The organism is Streptomyces sp. NPDC104581 (genome assembly GCF_055583685.1).
The window spans coordinates 168761-190476 of sequence record NZ_JBVJNN010000005.1 but is presented as its reverse complement, the minus strand read 5'-3'; the positions used below and the strand labels follow the sequence as shown (position 1 = coordinate 190476).

The 21716-nt window shown below is 72.7% G+C and carries 21 protein-coding genes and 1 pseudogene; 3 read left to right on the top strand and 19 right to left on the bottom strand.

The features are described from left to right. Positions 1 to 5: 5 nt before the first annotated feature. Positions 6 to 638 carry a TetR/AcrR family transcriptional regulator gene (locus ACZ61E_RS06970; RefSeq protein ID WP_469698228.1) on the top strand — a complete coding sequence of 211 codons (633 nt, stop codon included), beginning with the start codon at positions 6 to 8 and terminating at the stop codon, positions 636 to 638. Positions 639 to 702: 64 nt separating this feature from the next. Here the strand turns inward: ACZ61E_RS06970 and ACZ61E_RS06965 are convergent, their stop codons facing one another. The 3 genes from ACZ61E_RS06965 to ACZ61E_RS06955 all read right to left on the bottom strand — a co-directional run bounded on the left by ACZ61E_RS06965 (position 703) and on the right by ACZ61E_RS06955 (position 4164). Continuing rightward, positions 703 to 1518 (bottom strand): SCO2400 family protein, encoded by an 816-nt coding sequence (locus tag ACZ61E_RS06965; RefSeq protein ID WP_469698227.1) that lies wholly within the window; start codon positions 1516 to 1518, stop codon positions 703 to 705. 236 nt (positions 1519 to 1754) lie between these two features. Then, entirely contained in the window at positions 1755 to 2762 is a 1008-nt protein-coding gene (locus ACZ61E_RS06960; RefSeq protein ID WP_469698225.1) for a YdcF family protein, read from the bottom strand. Positions 2763 to 2880: 118 nt separating this feature from the next. Next, complete coding sequence (locus ACZ61E_RS06955; RefSeq protein WP_469698223.1) at positions 2881 to 4164, bottom strand: adenylosuccinate synthase; 1284 nt, start codon at positions 4162 to 4164, stop codon at positions 2881 to 2883. Between the two features lie 207 nt (positions 4165 to 4371). On the opposite strand from ACZ61E_RS06955, the gene ACZ61E_RS06950 reads away from it, so the two are divergent. Next, on the top strand, positions 4372 to 5238 hold the full coding sequence (locus ACZ61E_RS06950; RefSeq protein ID WP_469698222.1) for a diacylglycerol kinase family protein: 867 nt from the start codon (positions 4372 to 4374) through the stop codon (positions 5236 to 5238). 63 nt (positions 5239 to 5301) lie between these two features. Here ACZ61E_RS06950 and ACZ61E_RS06945 read toward each other — a convergent pair whose 3' ends face one another. The 16 genes from ACZ61E_RS06945 to ACZ61E_RS06870 form a co-directional block, all read right to left on the bottom strand. Then, the gene (locus tag ACZ61E_RS06945) at positions 5302 to 6504 is read right to left on the bottom strand and encodes a cytochrome P450 (RefSeq protein ID WP_469698221.1); all 1203 of its coding nucleotides are present in this window, start codon (positions 6502 to 6504) and stop codon (positions 5302 to 5304) included. Between the two features lie 70 nt (positions 6505 to 6574). Continuing rightward, positions 6575 to 7234 (bottom strand): response regulator, encoded by a 660-nt coding sequence (locus ACZ61E_RS06940; protein WP_469698219.1) that lies wholly within the window; start codon positions 7232 to 7234, stop codon positions 6575 to 6577. Next, complete coding sequence (locus ACZ61E_RS06935) at positions 7231 to 8589, bottom strand: sensor histidine kinase (RefSeq protein ID WP_469698217.1); 1359 nt, start codon at positions 8587 to 8589, stop codon at positions 7231 to 7233. The genes ACZ61E_RS06940 and ACZ61E_RS06935 overlap by 4 nt, the downstream gene beginning before the upstream one ends. Positions 8590 to 8732: 143 nt before the next feature. Next, on the bottom strand, positions 8733 to 9575 hold the full coding sequence (locus ACZ61E_RS06930; RefSeq protein ID WP_469698215.1) for an NmrA family NAD(P)-binding protein: 843 nt from the start codon (positions 9573 to 9575) through the stop codon (positions 8733 to 8735). Between the two features lie 415 nt (positions 9576 to 9990). Next, the gene (locus ACZ61E_RS06925; RefSeq protein WP_469698213.1) at positions 9991 to 10884 is read right to left on the bottom strand and encodes an alpha/beta hydrolase; all 894 of its coding nucleotides are present in this window, start codon (positions 10882 to 10884) and stop codon (positions 9991 to 9993) included. Positions 10885 to 11125: 241 nt separating this feature from the next. Then, the gene (locus tag ACZ61E_RS06920; RefSeq protein WP_469698300.1) at positions 11126 to 11683 is read right to left on the bottom strand and encodes a YciI family protein; all 558 of its coding nucleotides are present in this window, start codon (positions 11681 to 11683) and stop codon (positions 11126 to 11128) included. A gap of 47 nt (positions 11684 to 11730) precedes the next feature. After that, positions 11731 to 12945 (bottom strand): kynureninase, encoded by a 1215-nt coding sequence (kynU, locus tag ACZ61E_RS06915; RefSeq protein WP_469698212.1) that lies wholly within the window; start codon positions 12943 to 12945, stop codon positions 11731 to 11733. A 79-nt stretch (positions 12946 to 13024) separates the two neighbouring features. After that, positions 13025 to 13870 (bottom strand): tryptophan 2,3-dioxygenase, encoded by an 846-nt coding sequence (locus tag ACZ61E_RS06910; protein ID WP_469698210.1) that lies wholly within the window; start codon positions 13868 to 13870, stop codon positions 13025 to 13027. Between the two features lie 92 nt (positions 13871 to 13962). Continuing rightward, the gene (locus tag ACZ61E_RS06905; protein WP_469698209.1) at positions 13963 to 14805 is read right to left on the bottom strand and encodes a DUF3152 domain-containing protein; all 843 of its coding nucleotides are present in this window, start codon (positions 14803 to 14805) and stop codon (positions 13963 to 13965) included. Between the two features lie 177 nt (positions 14806 to 14982). Beyond that, complete coding sequence (locus tag ACZ61E_RS06900; protein ID WP_469698208.1) at positions 14983 to 15396, bottom strand: DUF3151 domain-containing protein; 414 nt, start codon at positions 15394 to 15396, stop codon at positions 14983 to 14985. Positions 15397 to 15493: 97 nt separating this feature from the next. Next, positions 15494 to 16996: an MFS transporter gene (locus ACZ61E_RS06895; protein ID WP_469698206.1), complete on the bottom strand. Its 1503-nt coding sequence runs from the start codon at positions 16994 to 16996 to the stop codon at positions 15494 to 15496. Between the two features lie 24 nt (positions 16997 to 17020). Continuing rightward, complete coding sequence (locus tag ACZ61E_RS06890) at positions 17021 to 18184, bottom strand: MalY/PatB family protein (protein ID WP_469698204.1); 1164 nt, start codon at positions 18182 to 18184, stop codon at positions 17021 to 17023. Positions 18185 to 18273: 89 nt separating this feature from the next. Further along, positions 18274 to 19305, bottom strand: a complete 1032-nt coding sequence (gene fbaA, locus ACZ61E_RS06885; protein WP_469698202.1) for a class II fructose-bisphosphate aldolase — start codon at positions 19303 to 19305, stop codon at positions 18274 to 18276. A 105-nt stretch (positions 19306 to 19410) separates the two neighbouring features. Next, complete coding sequence (gene pyrE, locus ACZ61E_RS06880; RefSeq protein WP_469698201.1) at positions 19411 to 19956, bottom strand: orotate phosphoribosyltransferase; 546 nt, start codon at positions 19954 to 19956, stop codon at positions 19411 to 19413. Positions 19957 to 20031: 75 nt separating this feature from the next. Further along, positions 20032 to 20850: an aldose epimerase family protein gene (locus ACZ61E_RS06875; RefSeq protein ID WP_469698199.1), complete on the bottom strand. Its 819-nt coding sequence runs from the start codon at positions 20848 to 20850 to the stop codon at positions 20032 to 20034. Positions 20851 to 20885: 35 nt separating this feature from the next. Beyond that, positions 20886 to 21107, bottom strand: a complete 222-nt coding sequence (locus ACZ61E_RS06870; protein WP_469698198.1) for a hypothetical protein — start codon at positions 21105 to 21107, stop codon at positions 20886 to 20888. Here ACZ61E_RS06870 and ACZ61E_RS06865 point away from each other — a divergent pair. Next, positions 21075 to 21716 (top strand): annotated as a pseudogene (locus ACZ61E_RS06865) (hypothetical protein); the annotation flags it as partial. The gene ACZ61E_RS06870 and the pseudogene ACZ61E_RS06865 overlap by 33 nt on opposite strands.

The following is a 21716-nucleotide window of genomic DNA, read 5'->3' as shown; positions in this document are numbered from 1 at the left end:
AGTGCATGCCGACCACGAAGACGCTGCGCGAGGGGTCCACGGAGAAGCGGGCCGCCATCCTCACGGCGGCCCGGGAACTGTTCCTGTCCGACGGATTCGACCGCTCCAGCGTGGACGCGGTCGCCGCCCGGGCCGGGGTGTCCAAGCGGACGGTCTACGACTACTTCGGCGACAAGCAGACGCTGCTGCGAGCGGTCGTCGACGCCGTCGGGGAGTCGATGATCACCACGGTGCGGCGCACCCTGGACGACACCCTCACGGAGCGGACCGGGGCCGCCGAACTGGAGGACGCGCTGATCGCGTTCTCCATGCGGATCGCGACCGACATGCTCGGCTCGGTGGAGTACGCGACGCTGCAACGGCTGGTGCGCGCGGAGTCCGGCCATCTGCCGCACCGGGGCTACAACTCGATGGCCGACACTCCCGACGAGGCACTGGCCGAGCGGTTCGCCGCCCTCGCCGGGGCGGGGCTGCTCGACGTACCCGATCCGCGGCTCGCGGCCGACCAGTTCATCGCCCTGACGTTCGGCGTCGCGCTGGACAGGCTCGGCTCGGCGAACGCCACGGAGGACGCCCGCGTCCGCCCCCTGGTGATCGAGGGGGTCCGCACCTTCCTGCGGGCGTACCGGGCGGGATGAGAGCCGGAAGGGCCGCCCGCGCTCCGGCGGACGGCCCTTCCCGTACGGCTACCTGTTCGCTGTTCTACTTGCCGCCGTTGACACCCAGGCAGATGACCAGGACGCAGAGTTCCGACGAGTCGTCCTGCGGCGGCTCCGCGGTCGGGGGCGGCGGCGGGGGCGGCTGGGCCGGTGAAGTGGGCTGGTTCGGCTGGGGAGTCGGCTGGTCGGCCGCGGGCGGCGGCGGGGCGTCCGGGACCGCGGGGGCCGTGCTCGGCGACTGCGGCTCCGGTATCGCGGTGGGGCCCGCGTCGCTCGTGGCCGTCTGCGGCGCGGTCTCGCGCTTCGCCGGGGCGTCCACGGGGGCGGTCGAGGTCGCGCTGCCCGGCTCGTTGACGGAACCGGACGGGCGGGTGCCGCTGTCGGAGGTGCCGATCTCGCCGGTACGGGGCCGCTGCTGCTCCGTGGTGGATTCGGCGCCGCCCACCGAGGGCGCCGTCGGCGCCTTCGCCGGATCCGGTGTGGACGCGTGGGCCTGCGCGACGGAGGGGCGCGAGGACGGCATGAAGGCGAGTGTGAGCCCGCCGCCGACGAGCGCGACGGTCGAGGCGACCACGGCCCGGCGCCGCTGCTTCTTCCAGTCCGCCATCCGGCGCCGGCGGGCGGCGCGGCCGGTCGCCGAGGGCGCGGAGGGGGCGACCGGTGCGGTGGCCTCGGGCTCCGCGAACCCCGGGAACGCGTCGAACTCGCGCGTGTGGGAGATCTCCGTCATCACCGCGGCGGTCGAGGGAGTGTGGTGGACGTGTGAGCCGGCGGGGGCGATGTCGGGCGAGTAGGCACCACAACCGGGGCACACGAAAACCCCGTTGAGAGTCCGGCGGCACGTAGAGCAGTAGTCCATCCGCGATCTTTCTGTGCTGACTGCGCCGTCATGGGACCGACGACCTGTCGGATTTCGCACTCGGGATCGAGCGCGAACAACATAGCGATCTCACCGGGAGGCGATGCGGACCCCATGTGCCCCTCTTGCGAAGATCGGGAACATGGGACGGACCACGGCCGGCACCTCGGGCCGGCCGACGGCGCGAGCGGGCCGCCGCCGGGCTGTGCCGGGGCCTCGGCGGGGCCGCTCACGGGTCAGGCCCGGACGAATGCTCCCGCCGCGGCCAGCACCAGGCAGATGCCGAAGTTGACCGGCTTGTGGGCCAGGAAGACGGCGGCGAACTCCCGGATGGTGGCGCTCGGCCAGAAGTACGCCGCCGTGGGCGAACCGATGACCTGGCCCCGTACCCCGGCCTCGCGGGCGACGAGCGCGGCCCGCAGCACATGGAAGTTGTTGGTCACGATCAGACAGCGGTAGTCGGGCTTCTCCGCCGCCATGATCTCCATGCTCAGGCGCAGATTCTCGTCGGTGGTGCGTGAGCGGTCCTCGCGCCGGACGTGCTCCTCGGGCAGACCGTGCCCGATCAGGTAGTCGGCCATCGCGTCCGCTTCCGGGAGCAGTTCGTCGGGGCCCTGCCCGCCGGAGGTGACGATCACCGGTGGCTTCCCCCGCGCGGCCTGCTTCTCGTACACCGAGCGCGCCCGGTGCAGTCGGCTGGCCAGCAGCGGCGGCACCTTGGCACCGGGGCCCAGACCGGAGCCGAGGACGACGACGAAGTCGACCTGCCGGGTTATCCGCAACCGCCCGTAGAGGAAGGCGTATCCGACGAAGCAGAGGAAGAGGAACGACACATAACCGGTCACCAGGAGGGTGCTCGCGGCGATGCCGGTCAGCGGACCCTCCCGGTCGATCGCCGCGACGGCGGAGAGCCCCATGACACCGAAGATGCCCAGACCGGCGAGGAGCGAGAGCAGATTGGCCGGGCGCCGGCCCTCCTTGCGGACCATCTGGACGCCGTTGGAGACCAGGAAGCACGCGAGCACGACGATGCCCAGGGCGGGAAGCAGCACCACGGCCACCGCGACCGTGTCGAACCAGGGGCCGGTGGTGGTGGCGGCGAGCTGGCTCATCAGGCCGAGGGCGAGGGCGGAGAGGGTGAGACCGAGGACCACGGCGTGGCTGAAGCGCCGGCGGTCGCGTATCACGCCGACGAGAAGAACCAGGAAGAGCAGAGCGGCAGTCCCGTAGGCGTAGACGTACATGGCCACAGGATAGGCAGCCGGGGCGCGGCCGGGTTCGATCCGTCCGGAGACGGCGGCGCCCCGACGGCAGCACATGCCGTCGGGGCCGCCGGATGCGGAACGGGCGCGAACGGAGCCGCTACAGGAACGAGTTGATCTGGATCGTCTCCGTACGGCCCGGGCCCACGCCGATCGCGGAGATCGGGGCGCCCGACATCTCCTCCAGCGCCTTCACGTAGTCCCGCGCGTTCTTCGGCAGGTCCTCGAACGTCTTCGCCTTGCTGATGTCCTCGGTCCAGCCCGGCAGGTACTCGTAGACCGGCTTCGCGTGGTGGAAGTCGCTCTGGCTGTAGGGGAGTTCCTCGACGCGCCGGCCGTCGATCTCGTACGCGACACAGACCGGGATCCGCTCCCAGCCGGTGAGGACGTCCAGCTTGGTGAGGAAGAAGTCCGTCAGGCCGTTGACCCGCGTCGCGTAGCGGGAGATCACCGCGTCGAACCAGCCGCAGCGGCGGTCGCGGCCCGTGGTGACACCCCGCTCGCCGCCGATGCGGCGCAGTGCCTCACCGTCCTCGTCGAGCAGCTCCGTCGGGAACGGTCCCGCGCCGACGCGTGTCGTGTACGCCTTGAGGATGCCGATGACCCGGCTGATCTTCGTGGGGCCGACACCGGCGCCCGTGCAGGCGCCGCCCGCCGTCGGGTTCGAGGAGGTCACGAAGGGGTACGTGCCGTGGTCGACATCCAGGAGGGTGCCCTGGCCGCCCTCGAAGAGCACGACCTGCCCGGCGTCGATCGCCTCGTTGAGGACGAGCGTGGTGTCACTGACGTACGGACGCAGTTCGTCCGCGTAGCCGAGCAGCTCCTCCACGATCTTCCCGGCCTCTATGGCACGGCGGTTGTAGAGCTTGGCGAGGATCTGGTTCTTGAAGTCCAGCGCCGCGTCGACCTTCTGGGTCAGGATCGACTCGTCGTAGAGGTCCTGGACGCGGATGCCGACCCGGTTGATCTTGTCGGCGTACGTCGGGCCGATGCCACGGCCCGTCGTGCCGATCTTCCGGGAACCGAGGAACCGTTCCGTCACCTTGTCCATCGTGGTGTGGTACGGCGTGATCAGATGCGCGTTTCCGCTGATCAGAAGCTTCGACGTGTCAACGCCGCGGTCGTTGAGCCCACTCAGCTCGGAGAGCAGGACGGCCGGGTCGATGACAACGCCGTTGCCGATCACCGGCGTGCACTGGGGCGAGAGGATTCCGGAAGGGAGGAGATGCAGCGCGTATTTCTGGTCGCCGACGACGACCGTGTGGCCGGCGTTGTTGCCACCCTGGTAACGCACCACGTAGTCCACGGATCCACCGAGCAGGTCGGTGGCCTTTCCCTTGCCTTCGTCACCCCACTGAGCACCGAGCAGCACAAGTGCGGGCACAGGCGTACACCCCTTCCGGGCGGGGCATGTCCAAGGTCAGGGGTCGTACACACGCCGGACACGGACGTGCGAAATCTCGCACAGAACGGTCCGTCGCCGTACGACGAGGACTGAGCCGTCGAACCGGTTGCCCCGGAATAGACCAAGCCCCTGGCGCAATAGCGCAAGGGGCTCTTGCACAAAGATGCTACCCGAGGAAGGACCGAGGTGTCGGCTCCAGAGCCCGACGAGAACGGTGCGCAGCAGCTTCTGGTGGTCATCGACCCGGTCGCCCGCCGGACCGACGGCGAATCAGTGAGAATCGCGAAAGATGTGCTGAGCGCGGGCGCGACCGCGAAAATCTGCCTGCCGGACGGACCGGCCGAATTCGCGCGGGTGCTGGCCCGCAGGGGCTCGCGGCGGCCCGTGGTGGTCGGTGACGACCGCGCCCTGCTGCGGACGGTCGCCCTGCTGCACCGGGAGCGCGACCTGTCCGCGGGCGCGCTGTCGCTGGTGCCGGTCGGGGTCGCGGTCGACCTGGCGCACTCGCTCGGCGTGCCCACCGGCGCGGTCGCCGCGGCCCGCGCGGTGCTCGACGGGGTCGTACGGCGGCTGGATCTGCTCGTCGACGACAGCGACGGCGTGGTGCTGGGGGATCTGCGTATCCCGGCACCACCGGGGGCGGACGGGCGGCCGGGGCACGGCGGCGGTCCGGGCCGGGCGGGGGTTCCGTCCGTCTGGGACACCTGCCGCTCGCTGGTGCGGACGCTGGTCAAGCCGGTACCGCAGGTGCTCGCCGTCCACCCGCACCGTCTGCGGGTGGAGGCGGACGGTGTGGTGCTGAGCGATCTGGACGAGCCGGTCGAGACCGTGACGGTGCGCTCGCGCGGCGGACGGGCGGAGGTGGTGATCCGCAGGCGCTCATCGGCCGAGCCGATCACGGCCAGCGCGCTGTCGGTGACGGTCTCGGGCGCGGACTTCCGCTACCGGGCGGACACGGCGGTGACGGGCCCGGTGCGGACGCGGACCTGGACGCTGCGGGCCGGGGCGTGGGGGCTGACGCTGCCGGCGGGGCCGGTCGCGTCCGCGGACTGAACGGGGCCCGCCGGGCCCCGGAGACCGGGTGATGGTCCAGGCGTGACGCGCCGCGCGCCGGGATCAGACCTCCACCAGCAGCTCCCGCACCCCGCGGATCACATAGCCCGGCTTCCACTCGGGCTCCGCGGCGAGCCGCAGTGCCGGTGCCCGGCGCAGCAGCTCACCGAACGACGCCATCAGTTCGAGCCGTCCCAGCGCGGCGCCCAGGCAGTAGTGGATGCCCGCGCCGAACGTCAGATGCGGATTGTCCTTCCGGGTGAGATCGAGGGTGTCGGGGCGGTCGAAACGGTCCGGGTCGCGGTTGGCCGAGCCGAAGAGGAGCGCGAGTTCGGCGCCGCGTGGCACGACCGTGCCGTCGATCTCGATGTCGTCCAGCACCCACCGCTCGAACATCTGGAGCGGGGTGTCGTACCGCAGCAGCTCCTCCACGGCGGTGGACAGCGACGCCTCCCCGGACCGCAGGGCCGCGAGCTGCCCGGGGTGCCGGAACAGCGTCCACCAGCCGTTGGCGGTGGTGTTGACCGTCGCCTCGTGTCCCGCGTTGAGCAGCAGCGCGCAGGTCGAGATCGTCTCCTGCTCGCTGAGCCGGTCCTCCTCGTCCTGCGCGGCGATCAGCGCGGAGAGCAGATCGGCACCGGGCGCGGCCCGTCTGGCGGCGATCAACTCCCGCAGATAGGCGGTGAATTCGAGCGAGGAGCGGACCGCCCGGCGCGCCGCCTCCTCGGTCGGATTCAGCTCGTACATCGCGCACATGTCCGCCGACCAGGGCCGCAGCAGACCCCGGTCCGCCACCGGGACACCGAGCATCTCGGCGATGACGGCGACCGGCAGCGGCTCCGCCACCTCGGCGAGGAGATCGCCGCCGCCCGCCGCGCACAGCCCGCCCACCAGCTCGGCGGCGAGCCTGCGCACGGTGGGGGCGAGCGCCTCGACCCTGCGCGGTGTGAACGCCTTCGACACCAGGCGCCGGATCCTCGTGTGGTCCGGTGCCTCCAGGTCGAGCAGCCCGTTGCCGTTGAGGACGTGGAACGGTTCGTGCGCCTCCGGCGTCGGCGTACGGCCGAACTCCTCGTGGGTGAAGCGGTGCAGATACGTCCGCCCCAGCCGCCGGTCCCGCAGCAGCACCGACACGTCGGAGTGGTGGGGGACCAGCCACTGCCGCGACGGCTCGAAGTAGTGGAGCCTGCCGCGCTCGCGCAGCTCCCGGTAGGCGGGATACGGGTCGGCCACGAAGCCGGGCGACCACGGGTCGAAGGGTGCCATGCCCGCACGCTACTGACACGTGCCGCCCGGACGCCATGGCCCCGGTCACCCGCCGGTCCGCACGCCCCTCTCAGCCCGGGGTGACGAGCCTCGCCTCGTACGCGAACACCGCCGCCTGCGTCCGGTCCCGCAGTCCCAGCTTCACCAGGATGCGGCTCACATGCGTCTTGATCGTGGACTCGGCGACGACCAGATGCGCGGCGATCTCCGCGTTCGACAGGCCCTGCGCGATCAGGACCAGCACCTCGGTCTCGCGCTCCGTCAGCTCCCCCATCTGTGCCAGCGCCGGCGGGCGCGGGGCCTCCGCCAGCTTGGAGAACTCCGTGATCAGCCGGCGCGTCACCGTGGGCGCCAGCAGTGCCTCTCCCGAGGCCACCACCCGTACGCCGTCGGCCAGTTGGCGCGCCGAGGCGTCCTTCAGCAGGAAGCCGGACGCCCCCGCCCGCAGCGCCTGGTACACGTACTCGTCCAGATCGAACGTCGTCAGCACGAGGACCTTCGCGTCCGCGTCCGCCGCCACGATCTCCCGAGTCGCCTCGATGCCGTTCAGCTCCGGCATCCGGATGTCCATCAGGACCACGTCGGGGCCGAGGGCCGCGACCTGGGTCACGGCCTCGCGGCCGTTCACCGCCTCGCCGATGACCTCGATGTCCGGCATCGCGTTCAGCAGGACCGAGAAGCCCTCGCGGACCATGACCTGGTCGTCCACGATCAGCACGCGGATCGTCATGACGGCGTCCCCTCCGCCGACGGGGCCGCGTCCGCGGGCCCGTCCTCGTCCTGGGCGGCGACCGGTATGAACGCGGCCACCTCGTAACCGCCGTCCGCGAGGAGCCTCGCCGTCATCTCGCCGTTCAGCATGGACACCCGCTCCCGCATCCCCGTGATGCCGTGCCCCGCCCCCGGTGAGGGCTTCACCAGCCCCTGCGGCGGGGTGTTGACGATCCGCAGGCCGAGTCCGCCGAGCACGTACGAGACCTCCACCGTCGCCGTCGCCCCCGGCGCGTGCCGCAGGGCGTTGCTGAGGGCCTCCTGGATGATGCGGTACGCCGACAGCTCGACGCCCTGCGGCAGCGGCCGTACCGCTCCGGTGACCGCCTTCTCCACGGTCAGGCCCGCCTCGCGGACGTTGGAGAGCAGCCCTTCGAGGTCGGCGAGGGTCGGCTGCGGGGCGTCGGGGGCGTCGTAGTCCTCGGCCCGTACGACCCCGAGGACCCGGCGCAGCTCGGTCAGCGCCGCCACCGCGTTCTCCCGGATGGTGGCGAACGCCTGCTCCAGCTCGGGCGGCGGATTCTCCACCCGGTAGGGCGCCGCCTCCGCCTGGATGGCGACGACCGACATGTGGTGGGCGACGACGTCGTGCAGTTCGCGGGCGATGGTGGTGCGCTCCTCCAGGAGCGTGCGCCGGCTGCGCTCCACCGCGTTGACGCTGAGCTGCACCTCCACCTCTTTCCGCGCGTCGCGGCGGATGTGCACCGCCGAGACGGTCAGCAGGATGAGCGCGGAGAGGAAGAGCATGGGCCCGCTGGTCGAGCCGTAGCCGTAGCCGCCGAGGAGCCCCCCGACGAACAGCGAGTAGACGAGGGTGACCACCCACATCCAGGCCGCGGTGCGCGGGCCCGTCCGTATCGCCACGATCGTCATCACGACCAGGTACGAGGCGAAGGCCGAGGGCGTCCATGGCCAGTCGGAGTAGTAGGAACCCAGCATCCCGGTGACCGCGGTCGCGCCGAGGGCCAGCCACCAGGCCGCGACCGGCCTGACGAGAACCAGCAGGACCGGTGCCACGGTGATCAGCTCGATGCCCGTCCCGTTGGCCATACCGATCATCAGCGCGAACAGCGCGCAGCCGGCGACCACGGCGTGCGGGAACCATCCCGCGTACTCGCGGACCGCCTCCGGCAGCCGGCGCGTGACGGGCCCGTCCGTCGCCATGCGCGGCAGCGGCCGGTAGGCGAAGGCATCGTGGAAGAGGTCCTGGCGCAGGCCCTTGAGCAGGCCGTCGGCCAGGCGGAACTCGGGGCTCCGGGCTTTCCCGGTCGCGGCCTTCGCCGTCGTCGTCTCTGTATTGGTCACGTTTTCCAAGGTAAGGGGAGGGGCGGGGGCCGGTCGTCAGCAGTGATAGGGATCCTTTCCCGTCCCTCCCAGGTACTACGAGGGCGGCCGCGAGAGCTATGCGCGGCCGCCCGGGGCACCGCACCCCCTGGGCACCCCGGGCGTGGCCGGTTCTACGGCCGGAACGCGTCCGCGTGCTCGGCCGCCCACTGCGCGAACGTCCGCGCGGGCCGTCCCGTGACCTCCGCCACCGTGTCGATCGGGGTCCGGCCCTCGGGAGGCGTGTTGCCGTACACCTCCAGCAGGAACCCGATCACTTCCTCCGGCTGCCCGGCCGCCCGCCACTGCGCGACCGCCTGCTCCTCGGACAGCTCGACCACGTCGACGCTCCGGCCGCGCGCGCCGGCCAGGATGGCCGCCTTGTCATGGATCGTGAGCGCCTCGGGCCCGGTGATCAGATACGTCCTGCCGCCGTGTCCGTCCTCGGTGAGCGCGACGGCGGCGACGGCGCCGATGTCTCCCTCGTGGACCATGGCGCTCAGCCGCCCGGTGAACGGCTCGCGCACGGTGCCGTCGGTACGGATGCCCTCCGCCCACTCCAGCGCGTTGGCCATGAACTCGACGGGCATGAGCACGGTCCAGGGGACACCGCCGGCCTGGACGGCGTCCTGGAGAGGGGTGTCACCGCCGCCGTTGAGCACGGTGATCCGCCGCACCCCGGCGTCGGCCGCCAGCCCGACGATCTCGGGGCCCGTCTCCAGCGGCGCGAAGAGACCGCCGTCGAAGGTGATCAGATGCAGTCCGGTGACACCTTCGAGGGCGGGGACGAGCGAGGCCGGATCGGCGAGGTCACCGCGTACGACCTCGACGCCGTCGGGGAAGTCGGCCCTGGCCGGGTCGCGGGTCAGGGCGCGTACGGAGTGGCCGCGGTCGAGCAGTTCGAGCACCGTACGGCGCCCCACGGTGCCGGTCGCACCTGTCACGAGGTTCACGTTCGCGTTCGCGTTGCTGGTCATGGTCCGAAGGTAGGAGGGCTTGCGGTCAGCTTCTGTCCGCGAGGCCGCGAGGCCGCCTGTCCGTGAGGCCGCCTGTCCGTGAGGTCTCAAGCCCGAGAGGCCGCCGGTCCGCAAGTCCGTCAGCCCGCAAGCCCGCAAGCCCGCGAGGCCGCGAGGCCGCGAGGCCGCGAGGCCGCGAGGCCACCGGTCCGTCAACCCGCCGGTCCGCAAGCCCGCCGGTCCACCGGTCCGCCGGTCCGCCGGTCCGCGAGGCCCCGAGGCCGCCGGTCCGCAAGGCCGCAAGGCCACCGGTCCGTCAACCCGCGAGGCCGCGAGGCCGCGAGGCCGCGAGGCCGCGAGGCCGCGAGGCCGCGAGGCCGCGAGGCATGGTGCCCGGCGGGCCGAGTGGCGCCGTTGTTCTGGCGGCCATCCGCCGTCAGTACGCGAGCTGCGCCAGTTCCTCGGCCACCACAGCGCAGGCGTCGGCCCCGGGGTCGACCGGCGCGTAGTGCCCCACGTCCTCCAGGAGCGTGACACCCACCACCTCGCCCGCCCTGGCGGCGGCGTCGGCGTACGCCTCGGCGACGGCCTGCGGGACGACGATGTCGTGCCGGCCCTGCACGACGGCGGTGGCGATCCCGGTGGGCAGCAGCGCCGACGGGTCCGCGCTGGCCGCACGCTCCTTCAACTCATCCTGTCCACCGAGGAGTTGCGTGACGGCCCCACCGCAGACCCCCAACTCGACGGCGGTGGTGAAGTCCGCGATGGGCGCGATCGCGACCACACCGCGCAGCAGCGGCGGCGCGTCCAGCCGCCACGGCGACCCCGGGGGCAGCACATGCCGCGCCGTGGCCCACAGCGCCAGATGACCACCGGCGGAGTGCCCGGTGACCACGATCCTGCGCGGGTCGGCCTGCGGCAGGGCGTCGGCGACGAGCGCGGGCAGCGCGTCCATGACGGTGGCGATGTCGTCGAACGTCCCGGGCCACCGGCCGGCGACGGGCCCGGCCTCGCCCTCGCCCTCGCTCCCCCGCCGGTACTCCACATTGGCCACGGCGAACCCGCGCCGGGCCAGGAAGCCGGCGAACGGCGTCAGATGCCACCGGTCGTACGGCGCCCGCCACGCCCCGCCGTGCAGCACGACCACGAGCGGCACGCCTTCGAGCCCACCGCGCGGCGCGTAGAAGTCGACCACCTGATCCGGGTGCTCCCCGTACGCCGCGGTGACGTCCGGCTCCACCCTCGGGCGCCCGAACAGCGCCTCGGACTCGGCGAGGTCACGGGCGACCGCGGCGACATCGGCGGAGTCATGGGCGGCGGAACCCGTCATGCTGCTCCAACCTTTCGATGAGAGACCCGAATTGGCCTGATCAGCGCGGACGCTATCAGCATCCGTTCCCCGGGTTCACGGCCCCGCCGCACCCCGGCGCCCCCGCCACGGGCCCCGTGACGGCCCCGCGTCACCCTCCGGCGCGTTTCCCGCCATCCGGGCCGGCGCCAGCAGCCGTCCGCGCTGAAGGTCCGTCAGGAACCGGTCGGCTCCCGGACCGGCCCGCCGACGACCCAGTGCGTCACGAGCGCCCGCCGAACCGCCAGCGGTGGACCTCGATGTCGGCATACCCGTCCGGCGTCAGTACGGTGCGCGCCGTCCGCGCATCCGGCGCGCGCAGCAGCACCGCCGTACCCACCCAGACCGCCCCGTCGTCGGACAGCAGCGGTCCGTACGCGATCAGCTCGTCCGATTCGACCCAGGCGGACGGCGGTTCGAGATCGACGGCCGGTCCCGCGCCGAGCCCGAGCACCAGATACCGCTCGCCGTCCTCGGGACCTCCGGGGAACTCCCACATGGTCCGCCCCAGCACATCGCGCCACCGCCGCAGCAGCACGTCCCGGTATACACCCGCCTGGTAGCCGGGCTCCTCGAATGCGAACGCGCGGGCGGCACGGGGATCCGGCAGACCGAGAATGTGCACGCTGCCCGTGGGCGTCCCACCGTCGTCGGCCATGGTCGGTCCACGGGCGATCATCTCCGCCGCGTACCGGTCCATGTACGACCAGTGCGCCTCCAACAGCTCATGACGCAGTGCCAGGGAACCGGGCCGGTCGCGGTGGTGGCAGAGGAACTCCATGTCCTCAGTCTTCAACACCGTCACGACCCGTCCCGCTCGCCCCCCGCTCAGGCGCCCGCCGGGATCTCCACCAGGACCTCGCCCAGCACCCGTGCCGCCCGCTCCGCGTCGCGGAAGCCCACGTACAGCGGTGTGAAGCCGAACCGCAGCACGTCCGGGCGGCGCAGGTCGCCGATCACGCCGCGGCTGATCAGCTCCGCCATCACCGCGGGCGCCTCGGCGCAGCGCAGCGCCACCTGGCTGCCGCGCTCCGCGTGCGGCACCGGGGTCATCGAGGAGACCCGGCCGGCCGGGGCGTACGCCTCCACGCAGCGGAGGAAGAAGTCCGTCAGGGCCAGGCTCTTGGCCCGCAGGGCGTCCAGCGACACGCCCTCCCACACGTCGAGCGCCGCTTCCAGCGCCAGCATGGAGAGGATGTCCGGCGTGCCGACCCGGCCACGCGTCGCGCCGTCCGCCGCCGTGTACTCCGGCGTCATCCCGAACGGGTCCGCGTGCGAGGTCCAGCCGGGCAGCGGGGAGTCGAAGACCGCCTGGTGCCGCTCGGAGACGTACAGGAACGCGGGTGAACCCGGCCCGCCGTTCAGGTACTTGTACGTGCAGCCGACCGCCAGGTCGACCCCGTGCTCGTCCAGCCCGACCGGCAGCGCGCCCGCGCTGTGGCACACGTCCCAGACGGCGAGCGCGCCCGCGTCGTGCAGCGCCGCCGTGATGCCGGGCAGGTCGTGGAGCCGGCCCGTACGGAAGTCGACGTGGTTGACGAGCGCGGCGGCCGTACGCGGTCCGGCGGCGCTCCGCAGGTCCGCGGGATCCACCGGCACCACCCGCAGGCCGGTCATGCGGGCGGCCGACTCCGCGATGTACCCGTCCGAGGGGAACGTCAGGGCGTCCACGAGGAGTTCGTCGCGGCCCTCCCCCGCGAGCCGGGCCGCCGCCACAACGGCCTTGAAGACGTTGACACTCGTGGAGTCACCCACCACGACCCGGCCGGGTCCCGCGCCGACCAGCGGCGCGATCCGGTCGCCGATCCGCTCCGGCGCCGTCCACCAGCCGCCCTCGGTCCAGGAGCGGATGCGCAGCTCGCCCCACTGCCGGGCGACCACGTCCTGGACCCGCGCGGGGACGTGGCGGGGCAGCGCCCCGAGCGAATTGCCGTCCAGGTAGACGGAGTCGTCGTCCAGCGCGAACAGCTCACGGCGCGCGGCCAGGCCGTCCGCCGCGTCGAGTGCGGCGGCGCGCTCCACCAGCGCCTCCGACGCGGACACGGAACCGGACGCCGACCCGGACCCGGGACCGGCCCCCGGCGCGGACACGGTCACAGCGGCAGCGGGCGCTCCGGTCGCCTCAGACATGGCTGCGCGCCGTCCACAGCTCCGGGAACACGTTCTTCCGCGCGCGCTTCTCCAGCCAGGCGACACCGGCGGAGCCGCCCGTGCCGGTCTTGGACCCCATCGCGCGCCGCGTCGCCACGAGATGGTCGTTGCGCCAGCGCCACACCAGCTCGGCGACGTCCGTCAACGCCTCGCCCAGCCTGATGACCTCACCGTGCTGGTCGGGCTCCGCGTAGATCCCGGCCCATATCTCCTCGACCGCCGCCGACGGCTCGTACTTCTGTGTGAGGTCCCGGTTCAGCACCTCGGCCGGCACCGGCAGACCGCGCCGGGCCAGCAGGCCCAGCACCTCGTCGTACAGACTCGGCTCCTGGAGCGCCTTCTCCAGCTCCGCGTGCACCCGCGGCGCGCCACGGTGCGGTACGAGCATGGACGCCGACTTCTCGCCCAGCAGGAACTCCATCCGGCGGTACATCGCCGACTGGAAGCCGGAGCCGTCGCCGAGCGCGCTGCGGTAGGAGTTGAACTGCACGGGGGTGAGCTGGCTCAGCGGTGTCCACGACGCGTTCAGCGCCTCGAACTCGCGCACCGACCGCTTGAGCGCGTCGATCGCGACCGGCACCCGGTCCTCGCGCAGCGCGCGTGACGCGGTCTCCCACTCGTGGACGATGACGGTGAACCACAGCTCCATCACCTGGGTGGTCACCAGGAAGACCATCTCGCCCGGGTCGTCGGACATCGGGTGCTGAAGATGGGTGAGGACGTCCGCCTGGACGTAGTCCTCGTACGGGGTCGTACCCGCGAAGTCGAGGTTCGGGGCTTCCGAACCGGCTCCGGAGTCATCGGGGTGCTGCGACATCTCTGTCTCCTCGATATTGCCACCGGGTAGCGGTCCGCCCCTTCCGTGTCGTTTCGGAGCTCCGGTCCCCTGCCGGCATCATAATCCCGTCTTCACGGCACTGCCGGGCCTGTGATGTACGTCCCGTCCTCCGCGTACGGCCAGGCATTCGCATGGCAGCCGCGCAGACCCTTGATCTGCTGCATCATCGCGGGCGCGGGCTTTCCGGCGCCGCCGCAGGTGACATGGCCCCGGCCGAGGCGGTGGCCGACCTCGTGATTGACGATCAGCGCGCGGTACTCGGTCACCGGGCCGTCGAACTGGTCGGACCCCAGCACCCAGCGTTTGAGGTTCACCACGACGGTACGGCCGACGGTGCAGTTCACCTCGCCACGGGTGCGCAGGCCCGCGGCGCCGCAGATCCGGTCCACCGTGCCCGGCGTCGCGATCTTGATCTCGAAGTCGGACGGTCCGGAGCCCACGAGCTGGAAGGAGTGCCGGCCCCCGGAGGTCCAGCCGCGGGGGTGCGCGAGGATTGTCTCGATCTCGACGGCCGCCTCCCGCCCGGAGAGGTCGATGCCCTTCTCGACCTGGACCTTGTAGCGGCGCGGCGTACCGCCGGAGCCGACGGGTTCACCGGCGGAGCGGGCGGTCGTGAAGGTGCCGGGGCCGTCGGCGGGTACCGGAATGCGCGACGCCGTCCCCGCGCCCGGCCCGGCGCCCGTGCTCGGGGAGGGGCCCGGAGACGGGGGCGGTGAAGGTGGCTCGGTCGCCGTGGGGGCGGGCTTCCCGTCCGCCGGGGCCGCGACCCCGGCGTCGGGACCGGAGTCGGGACCGGACTCCGACCGGTCCGCGAGGGCGGCGCCACCGCCGACGAGAAGCGCGGTCAGCCCCAGTCCGAGGGGCAGTGCGCGCGTGTAGAGACGGCGCCGGCGGGCCGGGACACGCTTGCCCAAGACGGACTTCTCCCCTGCTACGACCGGCGTCGGGGAGAGGGTGCCGGGGCCTCCAGCCGGATTCGATGGCGTGTGCGATCGTACCGACCGCGCACCGCGGGTCCGTAGGCTTTCGGACGGCCACGGACCCGCGGCCCGGCCCGGCCGGGGACACCGCCCCGGCCGGGGATGTCGGTCTCAGCCGAGGGTGTCGGCCGCCACCGCGGAGGAGTCCCGCAGGAAGACGGAGCAGCGCTCGTACTCCTCGTGCTCGCCGATCGCCTGCGCGGAGCGGGCGAGGGCGTGCAGGGCACGCAGGAAGCCGCGGTTCGGCTCGTGCTCCCACGGCACCGGGCCGTGCCCCTTCCAGCCGCTGCGGCGCAAGGAGTCGAGGCCCCGGTGGTACCCGGTACGGGCGTACGCGTACGCCTCGACGACCCGGCCGTTCTCGAACGCGTCGTCGGCGAGCTGGGCCCACGCGAGCGACGACGTCGGATACTTCGCCGCGACGTCGGCGGGCGCCGTCCCGTTCGCGAGAAGCTCGCGCGGTTCGGGGTCGTCGGGCAGGTGGGTGGGGGGCGGTCCCCCGAGGAGGTCTTTATGGATGGCCATGCCTCCGAGTGTCCCAGGTCGCGCCGGATTCCGTGGCGGTGGAGCGGGTTTGCCACCGGCAATCGCCGTCCCGCGTCCCGTACCGCCCGGACACCCCCTACGGGCCCGCCGCGGTCGCGCCGCCTTCCGCCGTCTTCTCCCGGACGGCCGCCGGCTCCAGCGGCGGGGACGACAGCCCGCAGTTCACCTTGCACTGCGGCAGGCTGGGCGCGGCCTCCGCCTTCTCACCGGCGGCGGGCTCCGGCGTCCGCACCGTCGCGAAGGCGATCAGCGACGCCAGGACCAGCACGCCCGCGCACAGGGGCATCGCCCGGTCGAACGCCGCGTCGAACTGCGTCGGCGAGCGGTACACCTCCGGGCCGGCGCCCACCAGCAGCGGCAGCGCTGCCACCGCCAGCAGACCCGCGGCCCGCGCCGCGGCGTTGTTGATACCGCTGGCCAGGCCCGCCCGCGAGCTGTCGACGGACGCCAGGACCGTCGCGGTCAGCGGCGCGACCAGCGTCACCATGCCGAGCCCCATCACCACCAGCGCGGGCAGCACGTCCCGCAGGTACGAGGCGTCGGCGCCGCCGCCCACCCGCAGCATCAGCAGCAGCCCGCAGGCGCACAGCAGCGGCCCCACCGTGAGCGGGACGCGCGGCCCGATCCTGGAGCCCAGCTCACCCGACTTCGCGGAGAACAGCAGCATCAGCACGGTCGTCGGCAGCAGCGCCGTCCCCGCGCCGAGCGCGGAGTAGCCCGCGACCACCTGGAGCTGCAACGCCACCAGGAAGAAGAACCCGCCGAACGCCGCGTACACGCACAGCGTCACCAGGTTGACCGAGGTGAACAGCCGCGAGGAGAAGATCGACAGCGGCAGCATGGGATCGGGCCGCCGCCGCTCCAGCAGGACGAACCACACCCCCACCAGCACACCCGCCGCCCCCGCCCACCACACCTGTGCGATCAGCGCGTACGTCACCAGCCCCAGCGCGGCGGCGCCCAGCACCGCGCCGAGCACGTCGAACCGCCCGTGCGCCACCGGGTCCCGCGACTCCGGTACGTGCCGCAGCGCCACCGGCACACAGATCGCGGCCAGCGGCACGTTCAGCAGGAAGACCCACCGCCACCCCGGCCCGTCCACCAGGAATCCGCCCAGGAACGGCCCGACCGCCGCCCCGACACCCCCGAACCCCGACCACAGCCCCACCGCCCGCGCCCGGTCGTCCGGATGGAAACTCGCCTGGATCAGCGCCAGCGACCCGGGCACCAGCAGCGCGCCGCCCACCCCCTGGAGCGCCCGCGCGATGATCAGCACCTCGGAGGTGGGCGCGACACCGCACAGCAGCGACCCGAGGGCGAACCACACAGTGCCGAACACGAAGATCCGCCGCCGCCCGAACCGGTCACCGAGCGACCCGCCGAGCAGGATCAGCCCGGCGAGCGTGACCATGTACGCGTTGACCGTCCACTGGAGGTCGGCCAGGCTCGCGTCGAGGTCGTCACCGATGTGCGGCAGCGCGACGTTGACGACGGTCGAGTCGAGCAGCGCCATGCTGGAGCCGAGCACCGTCGTCAACACGATCCACCGGCCGGAGGCCGTGCCCAGCCTGATGTCCATGGGGGCATCATCCCCGCACGGGCGCTACCTGGCGAGCCGGCCCAGCGCACGGACCAACGCGTCCGTGCCCCGTTCCGCCTTGGCGCGCGGGCAGCCCACGTTGAGCCGTACGTACCCCTCGCAGCCGTATGTCGTGCCCGGCATGATCGCCACCTTCTCGCGGTCGATCAGCTCGCGCTGGAGCGCGGCATCGTCCACGCCCAGGGGCCGCAGATCGATCCAGGCGAGATACCCGGCCTCCGGCGGGCGCCAGGCCAGTTGGGGGAAGGCCGCGTCGAGACGCTCCAAGAGCATGCGGAGGTTGGCCGCGACGTAGGTGTTGAGCGCGTCCAGCCAGGGCGCGCCCTCGCGGTACGCGGCGATGTGCGCCGTCAGCGCGAGGACCGCCGGTGAGGCGAGCCCTTCGGCGGTCAGCATCCGGCGCGTGAACTCCGCGTGGTCGTCCGGGTCGCCGACGACACCGTACGAGCCGCTGAGCGCCGGGAAGTTGAAGGACTTCGACGCCGAGGTGACGATCGCCCACCGGCCGGTGCCGAACCGGCTCCACGGCAGATGGCGGCGGCCGTCCGGGACGAATTCGGCGTGCAAGAAGTCGGCGTGGATCTCGTCGCTGATCACCGCCACGCCGTACGCCGCCGCCAGCCCGGCGAACACCGTCAGCTCGCTCTCCGTCCACACACGGCCCGTCGGATTGTGCGGCGAGCACAGGATCAGCACCTTGCTGCCGGCCCGCGCCAGCTCCCTCTCCAGCGCCGGGGTGTCACCCACCGGCACCCCGCGCAGCTCACGCCCGAGCCCGGTGACCGCCTTGCGGAAGCCGTCGTACGTGGGGGTGTGGACGACCACGCCGTCGCCGGGCGCGGTCCACATCCGCAGCAGCTGCGACACCTGGTTGAGCACGGACGGCGCGTACACGACGCGGTCGGTGTCCAGCTCGGTGCCGTGGCGCGTGGTGAACCAGTGGCGCACTGCGGAGAGGAAGTCCTCGTGCCGCCAGTCCGTGTAGCCGAGCACACCGTGTCCGATACGGGCCCGGAGAGCGGCGAGCACCTCGGGCGCGCACGCGAAGTCCATGTCGGAGATGGTGAAGGGGAGCAGTCCGTCGACGCCGAAACGGTCGGCGACCCCGTCCCACTGGACGCTCCAGGTGCCGCGGCGGTCGACGGGGGTGTCGAAGTCGTAGCCCACGGGTGAGTGATCCTCCTCGGACCTCGTCGGGACAGCCCGCGGGCCCGGAGTCACGGAGGACACCGGGCCCGCGGGGTGCGACAAGCCGCTTACTTGAGGCGCGTGCCGGTCGAGCGCAGCGCCGCGCACGCCTCGGTCACGCGCGTCGCCATGCCCGCCTCGGCGAGCTTGCCCCAGGTGCGCGGGTCGTAGGTCTTCTTGGAGCCGACCTCGCCGTCGACCTTCAGCACACCGTCGTAGTTGCGGAACATGTGGTCGGCGACGGGGCGCGTGAAGGCGTACTGGGTGTCGGTGTCCAGGTTCATCTTCACGACACCGTTCTCCAGCGCCGTCGCGATCTCCTCGGCGGAGGAGCCCGAGCCGCCGTGGAAGACGAAGTCGAAGGGCTGGCTGCCGGCGGCCTTGCCGTACTTGGCGGCCACGCCGTCCTGGAGGTCCTTCAGCAGCTCGGGACGGAGCACGACGTTGCCCGGCTTGTAGACACCGTGCACATTGCCGAAGGACGCGGCCAGCAGATAGCGGCCCTTGTCGCCCAGGCCGAGCGCCTCGGCGGTGCGCAGCGCGTCGTCGACGGTCGTGTAGAGGGAGTCGTTGATCTCGTGCGTGACACCGTCCTCCTCGCCGCCGGTCGGGGTGATCTCGACCTCAAGGATGATCTTCGCGGCGGCGGCCCTGGCGAGCAGTTCCTCGCCGATGGTGAGGTTGTCGGCCAGGGTCTCGGCGGAGCCGTCCCACATGTGCGACTGGAAGAGCGGGTCGCGGCCGGCCTTGACGCGCTCGGCGGAGACGTCGAGCAGCGGACGCACGTACGTGTCGAGCTTGTCCTTGGGACAGTGGTCGGTGTGCAGGGCGACCGTGACGTCGTACTTGGCGGCCACGATGTGCGCGAACTCCGCGAGCGCGACCGCGCCGGTCACCATGTCCTTGTTGTGCTGGCCGCCGAGGAACTCCGCACCACCGGTCGACATCTGGATGATGCCGTCGCTCTCGGCCTCCGCGAAGCCGCGCAGCGCGGCGTGCAGGGTCTGGGACGAGGTGACGTTGATGGCCGGGTAGGCGAACTTGCCTGCCTTCGCCCGGTCGAGCATCTCGGCGTAGACCTCGGGGGTTGCGATGGGCATCGGGCCGCTCCTTGTGATGTGCGGGTGTGAGGTGTTTTGTCCCTGACCTGGGGGCGACGTCATTGTCGCCGCCATCCTTCCAGACTCTGGTGCGGGCGGTGAGGCTCAGGCCAGGCCGAGGTCGCCCAGGGTGTACGCGCCGACGTAGCGCACGCCCGCGGCCTCGACGGCTCCGGCGGCCCCGCGGTCGACGATCACCGCCACGGCGACGACCTCGCCGCCCGCCTCACGCACCGCGTCGACCGCGGTCAGCGGGGACCCGCCGGTCGTCGACACGTCCTCCACGACCAGACAGCGGCGGCCCTTCACGTCCGTGCCCTCGATGCGCCGCTGCATGCCGTGGGCCTTGCCCTGCTTGCGTACGACGAACGCGTCCAGGTGCTCGCCGCGCGCCGCGGACGCGTGCAGCATCGAGGTAGCGACGGGGTCCGCGCCGAGCGTCAGCCCGCCGACGCAGTCGTAGTCGAGACCGGCCGCCGCGACCGTGTCGAGCATGACCTGACCGACCAGTGGCGCGGCCCGGCCGTCCAGCGTGATGCGGCGCAGATCGATGTACCAGTCGGCCTCGATGCCGGACGAGAGGGTCACTTTGCCGTGCACGACGGCCTTGTCCTTGATCTGCTGGAGCAGCTCAGCGCGTACGTCAGTCATGGCCCTGAGCTTACGACCCGGGGACGGAGGCCCCGCGGGGGCCGGGGACGGGGGCCCTCACGGGTGCCTGGCTGGTCAGAGGCGGCGCCAGCTCCAGGTCGCGCGGATCTCCAGCGGGTCGATGGGGGTGACGAGCCGCGGCTCCGTGTTGAGCCCGTTCGGCGGGCCGGACTGCGGCTCCACACAGACCGCCTCGGCCTGCTCGTCGTAGACGACCGCCCACTCGGCGGTGCTGGTCACCCGCAGTTCGAGCCGCCCCGGCCAGGTCAGCGTCGCGTCGACACCGTCGGGCATCCCGAAGCAGTCGTCCCAGGGACCGGGCCCCGGCTCGACACGGCGGCCGGTGGGCAGATGGTCCTCGCCGCGCTCCTCCTGCCACGCGGGGGAGAAGTCGAGACGCACGGCGTCCTCGTCGGCGCCGGCGCCGTCGAGGTGGCGCAGGAACCACGGGTGCCAGCCCGCCTGCGCGGGAAAGGAGTCGTCGTACGTCTCGACGCCGAGCGTCAGCGTGAGCGAGTCGCCGGTGAGTTCGAACAGCTGCGTGACCCGGCCGGTGTACGGCCACGGGTCGGCCAGTTCGTACGTGAACGCCGCCTCGCTCCCGCCCTTGCGCGCCGTGCGCCAGGAGATGTCGCGTCCGGTGCCGTGGATGGCGTGCGGCGGGGAGTTGAGCGGCAGTTGGTGGGTCTCGCCGCCGTTGCGGAACCGGCCCTGCCCGACCCGTCCGGCCCAGGGCACCATCGGGAAGCAGCCGTAGCGGTCGCCCTGGCGCAGCAGTTCGGTGTCGCCGACGCGCAGGCTCGCCAGGCGGCAGCCGTTCGCCGGATGGATGGTCAACTCGGCGTCGCCGGCCGCCAGTCGGATCTCGCGCTTCTGGTCCGTGTCCGTACTCACGCCATGACCCTAACCGGCGGGGTCCGGCGCACGGCTCAACGCCTGCGCCGCAGCGCGCGCCCGACGACGACGGCCCCGGCGATGGCGAGCGCGGCGGCCGGGCCCACCCACCGCAGCGTGGCACCGGCGCCGCCGGTGTCGGGAGCCCGCTCGGGCGCGTAACGCCCGCGCGGCGGCGCGTGGTCGACCTCCTCGGCGCTGCGCCCGATCATGGTCCGCCGCGCGTGCGCGGCCTCGGCGGGCGGATCGAGCGGCACGAGGAAGTCCCCTTCCCCGGAGGCGGTGACCCCGAACTCGACGGACGCGTCGAACCCGGAGGGCGGCACGGGGGCATCGAACTCCCCGACGTCGGGTTCACCGGGGTCGCCGTTTCCGTCGGCGTCCGCCGGGGCCTGCGCGGCGCCATCCTGCCCCTGACCGGCGGCGGCGTCCTCCGCGGCGTCGGCCGGGGCCTGCGGGACGGCATCGCCGTCCGGGGGCTGCGCGGCGGCATCCTCGGCCGGCGCCTGCGGGACGGCATCGCCGTCCGGGGTCAGCCCGGCGGCATCGTCGCCCCGGGCCTGCGGAACATCGGCCGGGCCCTGCGCGGCGGCATCCTCGGCCGGCGCCTGCGGGACGGCATCGCCGTCCGGAACCTGCGAGGCGGCGGCGTCCTCCGCCGGGCCCTGCGCGGCGGCATCCTCGGCCGGGGCCTGCGCGACGGCATCGTCGCCCCGGGCCTGCGCGGCATCGGCCTCGCCCGGGGGCTGCGAGGCGTCGGCGTCCTCCGCCGGGGCCTGCGCGACGGCATCGTCGCCCCGGGCCTGCGCGGCATCGGCCTCGCCCGGGGGCTGCGAGGCGTCGGCGTCCTCCGCCGGGGCCTGCGT

Coding starts and splice junctions, on each gene's coding strand:
- ACZ61E_RS06970 (WP_469698228.1), top strand. CDS start 6: ATGCCGACCACGAAGACGCTGCGCGAGGGGTCCACGGAGAAGCGGGCC.
- ACZ61E_RS06965 (WP_469698227.1), bottom strand. CDS start 1,518: ATGGACTACTGCTCTACGTGCCGCCGGACTCTCAACGGGGTTTTCGTG.
- ACZ61E_RS06960 (WP_469698225.1), bottom strand. CDS start 2,762: ATGTACGTCTACGCCTACGGGACTGCCGCTCTGCTCTTCCTGGTTCTT.
- ACZ61E_RS06945 (WP_469698221.1), bottom strand. CDS start 6,504: ATGGCACCCTTCGACCCGTGGTCGCCCGGCTTCGTGGCCGACCCGTAT.
- ACZ61E_RS06940 (WP_469698219.1), bottom strand. CDS start 7,234: ATGACGATCCGCGTGCTGATCGTGGACGACCAGGTCATGGTCCGCGAG.
- ACZ61E_RS06930 (WP_469698215.1), bottom strand. CDS start 9,575: ATGACCAGCAACGCGAACGCGAACGTGAACCTCGTGACAGGTGCGACC.
- ACZ61E_RS06925 (WP_469698213.1), bottom strand. CDS start 10,884: ATGACGGGTTCCGCCGCCCATGACTCCGCCGATGTCGCCGCGGTCGCC.
- ACZ61E_RS06920 (WP_469698300.1), bottom strand. CDS start 11,683: ATGGAGTTCCTCTGCCACCACCGCGACCGGCCCGGTTCCCTGGCACTG.
- ACZ61E_RS06910 (WP_469698210.1), bottom strand. CDS start 13,870: ATGTCGCAGCACCCCGATGACTCCGGAGCCGGTTCGGAAGCCCCGAAC.
- ACZ61E_RS06900 (WP_469698208.1), bottom strand. CDS start 15,396: ATGGCCATCCATAAAGACCTCCTCGGGGGACCGCCCCCCACCCACCTG.
- ACZ61E_RS06895 (WP_469698206.1), bottom strand. CDS start 16,996: ATGGACATCAGGCTGGGCACGGCCTCCGGCCGGTGGATCGTGTTGACG.
- fbaA (WP_469698202.1), bottom strand. CDS start 19,305: ATGCCCATCGCAACCCCCGAGGTCTACGCCGAGATGCTCGACCGGGCG.
- pyrE (WP_469698201.1), bottom strand. CDS start 19,956: ATGACTGACGTACGCGCTGAGCTGCTCCAGCAGATCAAGGACAAGGCC.